Origin of the sequence: Paenibacillus oleatilyticus (assembly GCF_018998565.1) — a bacterium.
In the GTDB taxonomy this organism is placed as follows: Bacteria; Bacillota; Bacilli; order Paenibacillales; family NBRC-103111; genus Paenibacillus_G; species Paenibacillus_G oleatilyticus.
The window spans coordinates 41182-53612 of the sequence record NZ_JAHNZO010000032.1; the positions used below are offsets into that span (position 1 = coordinate 41182).

The following is a 12431-nucleotide window of genomic DNA, read 5'->3' on the forward strand; positions in this document are numbered from 1 at the left end:
GTATAACAATTATGGTCAAAAAAGAAAAATTGAAATCGCCTATTTACAAAACTATACGTTCAGTATATTATTGCATTATCAATTTAGTAAACTATACGTTCAGTATTTAATGAAACGATGGGGAGGGATGGATCGCTAGCATGAGGAGAAGCCGCTTCGCATTATAGTCGCTGGAGATCGTAAGCCGTTTTTTGCAGGGATTGTCGAGCATTTTATTTATAAAAATAAGGAGCTGCCTAAGATGACTACTTTAAAAAATAAACAAGCTATCGAGAAAAATATTCCGACATGGTTAACCGTTCTTCTGGCGACGGCATGCGGTATCATTGTCGCTAATCTTTACTATGCACAGCCTTTGATCGGGTTAATTAGTTCGTCCATCGGGCTCTCCGAAAGCAGTGCCGGCTTTATCGTCACACTAACGCAGATTGGTTACGTTGTTGGCTTGCTTTTCATCGTGCCGTTGGGAGATCTCGTTGAAAATCGAAGGCTGATCGTCGTTTCGTTACTTCTTACAGCAGTAGCCCTTGCAGCTGCCGCTATGGCGAAACAGCCATTGCTTTTCCTGGCTGCTTCCCTTTTTATCGGGTTGGGTTCGGTTGCAACCCAAGTACTTGTCCCTTTTGCTTCCTATCTGGCAACAGAAACGACACGCGGCCGTGTTGTCGGCAATATCATGAGCGGTTTGTTGCTGGGAATCATGCTATCGCGTCCTTTGTCCAGTCTAGTGGCCGATTTCTTTGGCTGGCATGCCATATTCGCTTTGTCGGCCGCAGCGGTTGTTATTTTGGCGGTCGTTCTGTCGAAAGTGCTGCCTGCAAGAAGGCCGACGACAAACACACACTATGCGGCTCTGCTTGGTTCGATGTGGCACCTGTTGCGAACAACCCCTGTCTTGCGCCGTCGCGCTGCGTACCATGCGTGTGTGTTTGCGACATTCAGCTTATTTTGGACGACCGTTCCATTATTGCTATCCGGCCCGATGTTTCATTTTTCCCAGAAAGCCATTGCTTTGTTCGCACTTGCCGGAGTCGCGGGTGCGGTAGCTGCCCCCATCGCCGGACGGCTGGCCGATCGCGGCTGGACGCGGTCCGGAACATGGATAGCGCTTGCTACGGTCGTCATTTCTGTCCTGTTGCCGCTCATGATCCAAACCGGTTCGCCCGTCGGAATCGCCGTTCTGGTCATTTCAGCCATATTGTTGGACGCGGGAGTATCCGCAAATCTGGTGTTCGGACAGCGCGCGATCTTTTCCTTGGGACCGGAAATTCGCAGTCGTCTCAATGGGCTTTTCATGGCTATTTTCTTCTTTGGCGGAGCGATCGGATCTGCCATTGGGGGATGGGCGTACGCCTCGGGGGGATGGAATACAGCGTTATGGATCGGAATAGCTTTTCCGGTCGCTGCCATGCTTTATTTTGCCACAGAGAAGAAGTCATAAAACGGCTCGGGACAAACATAGGAATGATTTGAAATGGTTGAGATATTACCAATCGATTAAATCTGGTCCATGAAGCAAGCCGGCCATCTGGCCGGCTTGAGTTTTGTAGAGATACCCCACCCACTCGTACCCCTCTTTTTTATGCCCGGAAAAATTACACTTCTCCCATAGAGACTTATCGATTTCATACATCGTTCAAAAAGTCCGTTATATGCGCAATAGGTGGACAAAAACAGCATTGTTAACGTGTGCATTTCTATGTTATGATGAATGGGAGGTGGTCCCATGAGTGTTACGATCAAAGACATCGCCAAACTGGCCGGCGTGTCGCATACGACCGTTTCCCGGGCATTGAACGACAGCCCGCTGATCAACCCGGAAACGAAAGAGCGTATTAAAGCGATTGCGGGAAGCATGAACTATACTCCGAATTACAGCGCGCGAAGCTTGGTGCTGGATCGATCATACAATTTAGGGCTGTTTTTTACAACCCTGCATACCGGTACCTCCGCCGGGTTTTTGTACGAAGCCATCAAGGGCGTGAACGACGTCATTAAAGACGACTACAACTTGATCGTGCGGGGGATTGACGATTACAAGAGTTTTCATAAAGTGAACCGCAAAAATTTCGACGGCATCATCGTCATGAGCCAAAGCGAAAGCGACCAATCGTTCATCGAATATGCTTCGGACAAAGAGATTCCGCTTGTGGTGCTGAACCGCCCCGTCGAGAGTGTCCAAGTGATGAACTTCGTCCCGGACGACCAGAGCGGCGCTTACCGGCTTACGGAGTACTTGGTGCAGCAGGGACACCGCCATATTGCGATCATCGAGGGGAAACAGGGGTTCAAATCGACGCAAGCCCGCCGCGACGGGTATCGCGAGGCGCTCCGTAAGCACGGGATCACCGTGCCGGAAGCGTACTATGTCAGCGGCAATTACGATCTGGAAAGCGGTCACGCGGCCATGAGCAAGCTGCTGGAGCTGCCCGACCGGCCGACTGCCGTTTTTTGCTGCAACGACGACATGGCGCTCGGTGCGGTGAAAGCCGTGACGGAGCGGGGCTTGTCGGTGCCGGAAGACATTTCGGTGGCTGGCTTCGACGACCATCTGTTCTCGGCTTTCATGTCGCCTGCGTTGACCACGGTTCGCAGACCGATCGAAGAGCTGAGCCGGGCCGGAGCGGAGAAGCTCCTGAAGTTCATCGAGACGAAGCATTCGGAAAAATCGGTCGTTCTTTTCCATACGGAGCTGGTCATCCGCGACTCCGTTAAATCCATTTAATTCGTTTGGGGAGGCAAATAACATGAGCGTACTCAGAACGCTTCTGCAAGACATCCCGATTCCGCAAATGGTCCGCATCCGTCAGAAGTTCGACGGAACCCGGCTGGACCGCCCGACCGAGGATTTGGAGCGCGAGCTGGCGAAGCCCGGCGCGATCGACCGGATCAAGCCCGGCCAGCAGGTGGCCGTGGCGGTGGGCAGCCGCGGCGTGGCAAACATCGCCGCCTTCACCCGGACGACGATCGATGCGATCAAGCGGGCGGGCGCCCATCCGTTCATCGTCCCCTGCATGGGCAGTCACGGCGGCGCGACCGCCGAAGGGCAGAAGGAAGTTCTGCACCATCTCGGCGTTACGGAAGAAGCGATGGGAGCGCCGATCCGTTCGACGATGGAGGTCGTGCAGATCGACCAGCTGCCGAACGGGCTCCCGGTTTACGTCGACAAATATGCGTACGAGGCGGACGCCATCGTCGTTATCAACCGCGTGAAGCCGCACACTGCCTTCCGCGGCAAAATCGAAAGCGGCATTATGAAAATGATTTCCATCGGGCTCGGCAAGCAAAAAGGGGCGGAAGCGTGCCACCAGCTCGGCTTCAAATATATGGCGGAAAACGTGCCGGCCATGGCTCGGATTATGCTCGATAAGCTGCCGATCCTGTTCGGCGTGGCGCTGGTGGAAAATGCATACGACGAAACGTGCATCGTCGAAGTGCTGCCCGCAGCTCAGGTGGAGGAACGCGAGATGGTGCTGCTCGAGATCGCCAAAGCCCGGCTGCCGAAAATTTTATTCGATCAAATCGACGTCCTGGTCATCGATTACATCGGCAAAAACATCAGCGGCGACGGCATGGACCCGAACATTACCGGCCGTTACCCGACGCCGTATGCGCATGGCGGCCCCGACGTATCCAAGATGGTCGTGCTCGACACGACGCCGGAAACGAAAGGCAACGCCAACGGCGTCGGCACGGCCGATTTCACGACGCAGCGGCTGGTCGACAAGATGGATTTGGCTGCGACTTACGCCAACGGGCTGACTTCCACCGTATGCGCACCGACCAAAATCGCAACGACTCTCGAAAACGACCTGTATGCCATCAAAGCCGCGGTCAAAACCTGCAATATTTTGGATTATACCCAATGCCGGCTTGTACGTATACGGGATACGCTGCATTTGGGCGAAATCGAAATCTCGGTCAATCTGCTCGAGGAAGCGAAGCTTCATCCGGATATCGAGATTTTGACCGACCCGTACGATCTGTCATTCAACAGCGAAGGGAATCTGGTATAAATGAGCGGTTTGTCTGTACCCAAGCCTTACATCATTGCCGCGGACATCGGCACGACGAGCACCAAGACGCTGGTGATCGACCGGAGGGGCCGCGTGCTTGCGTCCCATGCGGTGGAGTATCCGCTTTACACGCCCAAGCCGGATATGGCCGAGCAGGACCCGGAAGAAATTTATCAAGCGGTTCTTACCGCCATTCGCGAAGTCGTCAGCAAAGCGGCCATTTTGCCCGGACAAGTGCTGTGCGTCTCGTTCAGCTCGGCGATGCACAGCCTGATCGCGGTGGACCGTGATTTGACTCCGTTGACGCGCTGCATCACATGGGCGGACAACCGCAGCGTCGGCTACGTCAAAGTGCTGAAGGAAGAGCGGAACGGCCATGAGATTTACCGGAACACGGGCACTCCGATTCATCCGATGTCGCCTCTGCTGAAGCTGATGTGGTTCAGGGACAATCGGCCGGACCTGTTCGAGCAGGCGTATAAGTTTATCGGCATCAAAGAATACGTGTTCGGCAAGCTGTTCGGCAAGCTGGTGATCGACTACTCGCTGGCAAGCTGCACCGGGCTGTTCAACCTGCGGGAGCTGGCGTGGGATAAGCAGGCGCTCGAAGCCTGCGGCGTCCGGCCCGAGCAGCTGTCAGAGCCCGTATCGACTACGCACGTGCTGCAAGGGTTGACTGTCGGGGATGCAGCCTCGATGGGGCTCTCGGCGGATACGCCTTTTGTGGTAGGCGCGTCCGACGGCGTGCTGGCCAACCTCGGCGTCGGCGCTTTTGAGCCGGGCGTTTACGCGGTAACGATCGGCACCAGCGGCGCTGTCCGCGGCGTCGTGCGAGAGCCGATAACCGATCCGAAGGGCCGGCTGTTCTGCTATGCGCTCAAGGAAGATTTCTGGGTCGTCGGCGGCGCGATCAACAACGGCGGCATCATGTTCCGGTGGGTGCGCGATCAGCTTGCGACGGCGGAAGCGGAGGAAGGGCGGCGCTTGGGCATGGACCCGTACGACTATTTGACGTCTCTGGCCCGCGAGGTGGCTGCAGGCTCAGACGGACTCATCTTCCTGCCGCTGCTTGCCGGCGAGCGGGCGCCGTACTGGAACGCGAACGCACGCGGCGTATTTTTCGGACTATCACTCTATCATCAGAAGAAGCACATGATCCGGGCGGTGCTGGAGGGCGTCATGTACCGGATTCATTCGGTCGTTTCCGCGCTGGAGGAGCTCAGTGGCCCAACCCGGGAGGTACGCGCCTCCGGCGGCTTTGCCCGCTCTTCGTTCTGGCTTCAGATGATGGCCGACGTACTGAATGCGAACGTCGCCGTGCCGAATACGATCGAAAGCTCCGGCCTTGGGGCCGCGCAGCTCGGCATGCTGGCGCTCGGCGAGATCAAGGACTTCTCCAGCGTTCACGATTGGATGCAGGTGGAGCAGTCGCTTCGCGCAAGCGAGCCGAACCACGAAGTATATCAACAGTTGACAAAAATTTATAATCGTGTGTACCATCAGTTGAAGGATGAGTTTGATGCCATCGCCTCCTTTCAACAGATTCACACGCAATCTTAGGAGGCATCGGGCCATGAACTTATTCGATTTATCGGGAAAAACGGCAGTTATCATCGGAGGCAACAGCACCTTGGGCGGAACGATGGGGATTGCGCTTGGCGGACACGGGGCGGATGTCGCAGTGGTCGGGCGCAATATGGAGAAATCCGAAGAAGTTGCGAAGCGGATCGAAGCGGCCGGCGGACGGGCCAAGTGCTTTTCGGCGGATGCGACGAAAGCCGAGGACTTGAAGCGGGTGCTGTCCGAAGTGCTTGCCTGGACGGGACGCTGCGATATTCTGATGAACTGTCCGGGCAAAAACAGCGCGACGCCGTTTTTTGACATTACGATGGACGAATGGGATTCGATTATGGAAGTGAATCTCAAAAGCGTCGTGTTGGCGTGTCAAATTTTTGGGAAGCATATGGTGGACAAGGGCGAAGGAGGCAGCATTATTAACATCTCCTCCGTATCTTCGGACCCGCCGCTGTCCAAAGTGTTCACGTACTCCGCTTCCAAAGCGGCGGTGAACAACGTCACCCAATTTCTGGCGCGCGAATTCGCTCCGGCGCGCGTGCGTGTCAATGCCATCATTCCGGGCTTCTTCCCGGCTGAGCAAAACCGCAAAATTTTGTCTCCCGAGCGTGTCGAATCGATCATGCGTCATACGCCGATGAACCGTTTCGGCGAAGCGGAAGAGCTTCAGGGCGCAGCCGTGTATCTGGCTTCGGAGAAAGCTTCGAGTTTCGTCACCGGCACGGTGCTGCGGGTGGACGGGGGCTTTGGAGCGATGACGATTTAAGCGGGTAGGACCAGCTCCCAAACCGACTCAGGTGCAGCAATATCCATCTCCGGTCGCTCTTGAAAATGGATTCCTTGAACTTACCTTGCGGTAAGAATCCATTTTCAAAGGCGACACGCAGGCTCTTCGATGGATATTCTGACCTCCGTCTCTTGTGAGAAGTTCCAAATCCCTTAAATCGTCAAAATTAAAATAGAAAAAGGAAGGAAGAGAAACCACAATGTCCAAACAACAAGTCGGCGTTATCGGTCTTGCGGTCATGGGGAAAAACCTGGCTCTGAACATCGAAAGCAGAGGCTTCACAGTATCCGTCTTCAACCGTTCGCGGGAGAAAACGGATGCGCTGCTCGCTGAAGCGCAAGGCAAGAAGATGGTCGGTACATACAGCATCGAGGAATTCGTAGCTTCGCTCGAAACGCCTCGCAAAATTTTAATCATGGTGCAAGCGGGCCATGCGACAGACGACACGATTAACCAGTTGGTTCCTCATCTGGAAAAAGGCGATATTATCATCGACGGCGGCAACGCATTTTTCCCCGACACCCAGCGCCGCAACAAGGAGCTGGAAGCGCACGGCCTCCGCTTTATCGGGACGGGCGTATCCGGCGGCGAGGAAGGCGCGCTGAAGGGCCCTGCGATCATGCCAGGCGGGCAAAAGGACGCCTACGAGCTGGTCGCTCCGATTCTGACGGCCATTTCGGCCAAAGTGAACGGCGACCCTTGCTGCACCTACATCGGACCGGACGGCGCCGGCCATTACGTCAAGATGGTACATAACGGCATCGAGTACGGCGACATGCAGCTCATCTGCGAAGCGTACCATCTGCTCAAAGACGTGCTTGGCGTCAGCACGCAGGAGCTTCATGAGATTTTCGCCGATTGGAACAAGGGCGAGCTGGACAGCTACCTGATCGAAATCACAACCGACATTTTCACCAAATACGATTCGGAAACGGGCAAACCGATGGTCGATGTCATTCTCGATTCCGCCGGCCAGAAGGGTACGGGCAAATGGACAAGCCAAAGCGCGCTCGATCTCGGCGTTCCGTTGTCCATCATTACCGAATCCGTCTTCTCCCGCTTCATCTCGGCGATGAAAGAAGAACGCGTTGCCGCCAGCAAAGTGCTGAACGGACCAAAGCAAGCGGCATTCGACGGCGACCGCGCGGCGTTTATCGAAGCGGTACGGAAGGCGCTGTATGCGAGCAAAATTTGCTCTTACGCACAGGGCTTCGCCCAAATGAGAGCGGCAAGCGAGGAATACAACTGGAGCCTGGACTACGGCAGCATTGCGATGATTTTCCGCGGCGGCTGCATTATCCGCGCCCGTTTCCTGCAGAACATCAAGGATGCGTACGACCGCAATCCGGAGCTGAAAAACCTGCTGCTTGACGAATACTTCAAGGGCATCGTGGAGCAATACCAGGACGCTTGGAGAAACGTCGTCGCAACGGCAATTACCCGCGGCGTGCCGGTTCCGGCCTTCGCTTCCGCGCTGGCTTACTACGACAGCTACCGGACCGAGCGTTTGCCGGCCAACCTGCTGCAAGCGCAGCGCGATTATTTCGGCGCGCATACCTTCAAACGGGTTGACAAAGAAGGCACCTTCCACTTCCACTGGATGGAAAACTAAGCGGCTACAGGTGCCTTTTGATGCGGTCCGGCTTTACCGGATGCAGACCGAAGGACGCTTCGTACAGCCAGTTCTTGAGCCGGTCGGCCTCCATATCGTGGCCGCCCCGCCGCTGAATGAGCATCAAAGCGATTTCGGCAAAATATCTGAAGTTTTTAAGCAGCCGTGGCTGGGAAAGATCCGTCAAGTTCGGGTCTTCCTCAGCCACCTTTTTTTTAATATACTCCAGCATCCAGACGATTTCTTCTCGGCATAAGGGTCGTGTGGGATCCATGATTTGTTCCAGCTTGTGCCCGGTCCAGTCGGGACCGGCTGCGCTGGGTTGCGGTAGAGCGCCTTGCGTCATATGACCGTGTTCTCCCTTCGGGAAATGTGCATTAAACATCATGACTGATCTGGCTGGAATTTATTCACAACCATCTTATGATTTTGTCAAACTTTCTATTCACACGGTGTCGGCTATGATATGATAGGGTCAGTTGAATGATGCGAAAGTCAGAGGTGCAGGGAAGTGGAATACCGTAACATCGTGTTGGTCGGTATGATGGGAACCGGCAAATCCTCCGTCGGACAAGCACTCGCTTCGAGGCTGAACTGGGTGTACGAGGATACGGACGCTGCCATTGAGCGGGCGCAGGGAATGAGCATTACCCGAATGTTTGCGGAGTTCGGAGAGCCTTTCTTCCGCAAAGCGGAAAGCGAGACGATCGAACGGACGCTGCAAGGTCGGCATCAAGTGGTGGCGACCGGAGGCGGGGCCGTTCTGGCTGAGCAAAACCGGATACTCATGAAGCGCAGCGGTCTGGTTGTCGTGCTGAAGGCGTCCGCCGAAACGATCATCGAACGGGTCCGGTCCGATCAAAGCCGTCCGTTGCTGCAAGGCGGAGTCGAAGACCGCGTACGCCACATTATGGAGAGCCGCAAGCACGCGTACGATTTTGCGGATCTCCATGTCGATACGGATGGCAAGACCGTCGGGCAGATCGTCGACGAGATTTGCAGCCGTTTGGAGCGGGAGTGGGCTTAAAGCTGCTCCCATTCGAGCATGCCGCCGGTCATGTTGACAAGACCGGAGAAGCCTTGGGCTTCCAAATATTCAAGCGCCCGCCCGCTGCGATTGCCGCTGCGGCAGACGAGAATCGTTTCGCTGTGCTGCGGGATTTCACTAAGGCGCTGAGGGATTTCCATCAGCGGAATATGCTTGGCTCCCGGAATCATGCCGAGCGCGACTTCTTCCGGTTCGCGCACGTCGATGATGGTAAGCTTTTCGCCGTTTTCAAGCCGTTGCTTGACTTCTTGCGGGGTAATCGTATGCATCAATACAGCCTCCTTCTCGTTCGGCTTGCGGCCGACTTGCCTTCATCATAAAAAGAAAACGGCAGCGTGTCAAACAAAGCGGAACGCCTGTCGTTGATGACGCTTATTTCGAATGGGGACGATATCGGATGACCGTACTTTATATAGGTCTGGCGGGAATCGCCGGAGCATTGGCACGGTACGGATTGTCCGTCGCGATGAATCCGCATCAGGTCACCTCGCTGCCATGGGGAACGCTGCTCTGCAACCTGGCCGGCTGCCTGACGCTTGGCTTTCTGGCCTATTTGCCCGGTTTGAAGCGATATCCGGACCTTCGCGCCGCGCTGACGACCGGATTCGTCGGAGCGTTTACAACCTTCTCGACGTTAAGCTGGGAGCTCGTATCCATGCTCCAGCAGCAGCTTTGGACGATCGCCGCGATTTATTTTATCGTCAGCCTGTGGGGCGGAATCGGCTGCATTCGTCTCGGGCGTCGGTTCGGCTTAAATTTGGCGGCGGTAAAAAGGGGTTCTGAGGAATGATGTCGAATACGTTAGGAACGCTGCTGCTCGTAAGCGCAGGAGGCTTTGCCGGCGCCGTTGCAAGGTATTGGATCGGCAGCCGGATCGCGGAACGCTTCAGAACTTCTCTGCCGTACGGAACGCTGACGGTCAACCTGATCGGTTCGTTCTTGTTGGGCGTCCTGTGGGGAGGAGGGGCAGACGGCCGGCTGATGGCGCTCCTTGGCAGCGGGTTTATGGGAGCATTCACGACCTTTTCGACGCTAAAGCTGGAAAGCGAAGGGCTGCTTCGCCAAGGCGAAAGCCGGACGGCCTGGCTGTATATGGGGCTGTCGTATACACTCGGTTTGCTGCTTGCTTATGCAGGTTATATCGTTTCAATTACATATATAAAGCTCTGACGGACAAGGAGAGATACTACGATGAAAGCTATTGTCAAACCGACCCCGCGTTTGGGCGGGACGATTAACGCCCTGTCTTCCAAAAACTACACGACCCGTTATTTGCTCATCGCCGCGCTCGCGGACGGGACGAGCACAGTGTATTTTCCGGCCCACAGCGAGGATAGCGATGCGATGCGCCGCTGTATCCGGGATTTGGGCGCCGTCCTGGAAGAGGACGACGAGAAGATGACGATCCGCGGCTTCGGCCGTCATCCGAAGCATGTGAGCGAGCTGAATGTCGGCAATGCGGGAGCGGTGCTCCGCTTCTTGATGTCCGTCGCCGCTTTTTGTCCGGAGGTGACGTTTATTAACGCTTATCCGGATTCTCTCGGCAAACGGCCCCATGACGATCTGATCGACGCCTTGAAGCAAATGGGAGTCGAGGTCGAGCACCGTGAAGGAAAGCTGCCGATTACGATTCGGGGCGGCCATCCGCGCGGGGGCAAAATTACCGTGTCCGGGAACGTCAGTTCGCAATTTTTAAGCTCCTTGCTGTTCGTTGCTCCTCTGCTGGACGAGGATAGCGAAATTACCGTGCTGCACGATCTGAAATCGAAAATTATCGTCGGCCAGACGCTGGAAGTCATTGCCCAAGCGGGTGTGAAAATCGAAGCGTCCGACGATTTGATGCACTATAAAATTCCGGGCAAGCAGCAGTATACGCCCCAAAACTACACGGTTCAGGGCGATTATCCCGGTTCTGCCGCTATTCTGGCCGCTGCGGCCGTGACGCATTCGGACGTAACGGTGCTTCATCTGGCGGAGCAAAGCAAGCAGGGCGAGCGGGCCGTCGTCGACGTGCTCCGCGCGATGGGCGTCGATCTTACTCACGAGAACGATGCCGTTCGGATTCGCGGCAATCAGAAGCTGACCGCAGGCGAGTTCGACGGGGATCATTTCACCGACGCCGTGCTGGCGATGGTTGCTGCGGCGGTGTTCGCGGAAGGTACGTCCCGCTTCTACAATGTAGAGAACCTGCGATATAAGGAATGCGACCGAATTACGGATTTTGTCAACGAGCTGCGCAAAGCCGGGGCGGATGTGGAGGAACGACAAAGCGAAATTATCGTTCACGGACGTCCGCAGGGCGTAACGGGCGGCGTCGAGATTAACGCGCATTACGACCACCGCGTCATAATGGCGCTTACCGTCGTCGGCCTCCGCTCTGAGCAAGGCTTGATTATCAACGACGCGCACCATGTGGCCAAATCTTACCCGCATTACTTCGAGCATTTGCTGTCGCTCGGGGCGCAAATCGAACTGGTTGAAGAATAAGGCGCCGCGCGCCGGCGCTGCTCAACCCATCATCATGATCGGCATGCTGATCGTAACGAGGCGGTGAAGGCCGTGACCGTATTGTGGAAAGGAATCCAGGTCACGCTTGCTTTATTTCTCATCACAGGGCTTCTCTTTGCCAGCGGTGTATTTGGCGTACTGCTTTACGCTAAACTAACGGGACAGACATGGTTTCGGGACCCGACTGTCGCCTACGCGGAGCAAGAAGCTGCCGCAGCTAAGGCAGCCGCAACCGCTGCACCGCCTGCGGCGAAGCCTGTCGAGCGGCCGAAAAGCGTATTGCTGGAAGCGCCGCACATTCGGCAGCTGCCCGAGCTTCCTTCCGGATGCGAAGTGACGAGTCTTGCGATGCTATTGCAATACTACGGCGTGAACAAATCCAAGATGGATTTGGTTCCGGAAATGAAAAAAGATCCGACCCCAATCCGTTATAACAAAAACGGCTCGATCGCTTACTGGGGAAATCCGAATACCGGATTCGTCGGAGAGGTGACGGGCGCTGCCAAAGGGTTCGGGATCTACCATAGCGCATTGTTCGAGCTGCTTAAGGTTTATGTTCCGACGGCGCAAGATCTGACCAAAGAGCCGTTCTCGAAGCTGGAAGACCAATTGATTCAGGGAGTGCCGTCCGTCGTTTGGACGACGATCAATTATAAGGTTCCAGACAATTGGGTCGTGTGGGATACGCCGATCGGTCCGATCGAGACGACCTTTATGGAGCATGCGGTGCTGCTGGTCGGCTTTGACGAACAGTACGTATATGTCAACGACCCGCTTGCCGGGCAAAGCAACAAAAAAATCGACAAAGAAGCGTTTATCGCAACATGGGATGCAATGGGACGCCAAGCGTTAAGCTATACAAAGGCGCAATAAATTCATAAAGCG

The 12431-nt window shown here is 55.4% G+C and carries 13 protein-coding genes; 11 read left to right on the forward strand and 2 right to left on the reverse strand.

Going from position 1 to position 12431, the window contains the following annotated elements:
* Nucleotides 1–241: 241 nt before the first annotated feature.
* The 6 genes from KQX66_RS29825 to gnd all read left to right on the forward strand — a co-directional run bounded on the left by KQX66_RS29825 (nucleotide 242) and on the right by gnd (nucleotide 7990).
* Nucleotides 242–1441 (forward strand): MFS transporter, encoded by a 1200-nt coding sequence (locus KQX66_RS29825; RefSeq protein ID WP_216796785.1) that lies wholly within the window; start codon nucleotides 242–244, stop codon nucleotides 1439–1441.
* Nucleotides 1442–1726: 285 nt separating this feature from the next.
* Nucleotides 1727–2725, forward strand: coding sequence for a LacI family DNA-binding transcriptional regulator (locus KQX66_RS29830; RefSeq protein ID WP_216796787.1), 999 nt, complete (start codon nucleotides 1727–1729; stop codon nucleotides 2723–2725).
* Nucleotides 2726–2747: 22 nt separating this feature from the next.
* Nucleotides 2748–4016, forward strand: coding sequence for a nickel pincer cofactor-dependent isomerase, group 22 (locus KQX66_RS29835; RefSeq protein ID WP_216796789.1), 1269 nt, complete (start codon nucleotides 2748–2750; stop codon nucleotides 4014–4016).
* The gene (gntK, locus tag KQX66_RS29840) at nucleotides 4017–5576 is read left to right on the forward strand and encodes a gluconokinase (protein ID WP_216796796.1); all 1560 of its coding nucleotides are present in this window, start codon (nucleotides 4017–4019) and stop codon (nucleotides 5574–5576) included.
* A gap of 13 nt (nucleotides 5577–5589) precedes the next feature.
* Nucleotides 5590–6357: an SDR family oxidoreductase gene (locus tag KQX66_RS29845; RefSeq protein ID WP_216796798.1), complete on the forward strand. Its 768-nt coding sequence runs from the start codon at nucleotides 5590–5592 to the stop codon at nucleotides 6355–6357.
* A gap of 220 nt (nucleotides 6358–6577) precedes the next feature.
* The gene (gene gnd / locus KQX66_RS29850) at nucleotides 6578–7990 is read left to right on the forward strand and encodes an NADP-dependent phosphogluconate dehydrogenase (protein WP_216796806.1); all 1413 of its coding nucleotides are present in this window, start codon (nucleotides 6578–6580) and stop codon (nucleotides 7988–7990) included.
* 4 nt (nucleotides 7991–7994) lie between these two features.
* Here gnd and KQX66_RS29855 read toward each other — a convergent pair whose 3' ends face one another.
* Nucleotides 7995–8336 carry a hypothetical protein gene (locus KQX66_RS29855; protein WP_216796808.1) on the reverse strand — a complete coding sequence of 114 codons (342 nt, stop codon included), beginning with the start codon at nucleotides 8334–8336 and terminating at the stop codon, nucleotides 7995–7997.
* Between the two features lie 165 nt (nucleotides 8337–8501).
* Between KQX66_RS29855 and KQX66_RS29860 the strand changes: the two genes are divergently transcribed.
* Nucleotides 8502–9017: a shikimate kinase gene (locus KQX66_RS29860; RefSeq protein WP_216796810.1), complete on the forward strand. Its 516-nt coding sequence runs from the start codon at nucleotides 8502–8504 to the stop codon at nucleotides 9015–9017.
* Here KQX66_RS29860 and KQX66_RS29865 read toward each other — a convergent pair.
* Nucleotides 9014–9307: a rhodanese-like domain-containing protein gene (locus tag KQX66_RS29865; protein ID WP_216796812.1), complete on the reverse strand. Its 294-nt coding sequence runs from the start codon at nucleotides 9305–9307 to the stop codon at nucleotides 9014–9016. The two genes, KQX66_RS29860 and KQX66_RS29865, sit on opposite strands and share 4 nt — an antisense overlap.
* 128 nt (nucleotides 9308–9435) lie before the next feature.
* On the opposite strand from KQX66_RS29865, the gene crcB reads away from it, so the two are divergent.
* The 4 genes from crcB (at nucleotide 9436) to KQX66_RS29885 (ending at nucleotide 12419) form a co-directional block, all read left to right on the forward strand.
* Nucleotides 9436–9828 carry a fluoride efflux transporter CrcB gene (crcB, locus tag KQX66_RS29870; RefSeq protein WP_216796814.1) on the forward strand — a complete coding sequence of 131 codons (393 nt, stop codon included), beginning with the start codon at nucleotides 9436–9438 and terminating at the stop codon, nucleotides 9826–9828.
* Nucleotides 9825–10208: a fluoride efflux transporter FluC gene (locus KQX66_RS29875; protein ID WP_216796816.1), complete on the forward strand. Its 384-nt coding sequence runs from the start codon at nucleotides 9825–9827 to the stop codon at nucleotides 10206–10208. The genes crcB and KQX66_RS29875 overlap by 4 nt, the downstream gene beginning before the upstream one ends.
* Before the next feature lie 21 nt (nucleotides 10209–10229).
* A complete protein-coding gene (aroA, locus tag KQX66_RS29880) occupies nucleotides 10230–11525 on the forward strand; it encodes a 3-phosphoshikimate 1-carboxyvinyltransferase (protein WP_216796818.1) in 1296 nt (431 codons plus the stop codon).
* Between the two features lie 72 nt (nucleotides 11526–11597).
* Nucleotides 11598–12419 carry a C39 family peptidase gene (locus KQX66_RS29885; RefSeq protein WP_216796821.1) on the forward strand — a complete coding sequence of 274 codons (822 nt, stop codon included), beginning with the start codon at nucleotides 11598–11600 and terminating at the stop codon, nucleotides 12417–12419.
* Nucleotides 12420–12431: the final 12 nt, after the last annotated feature.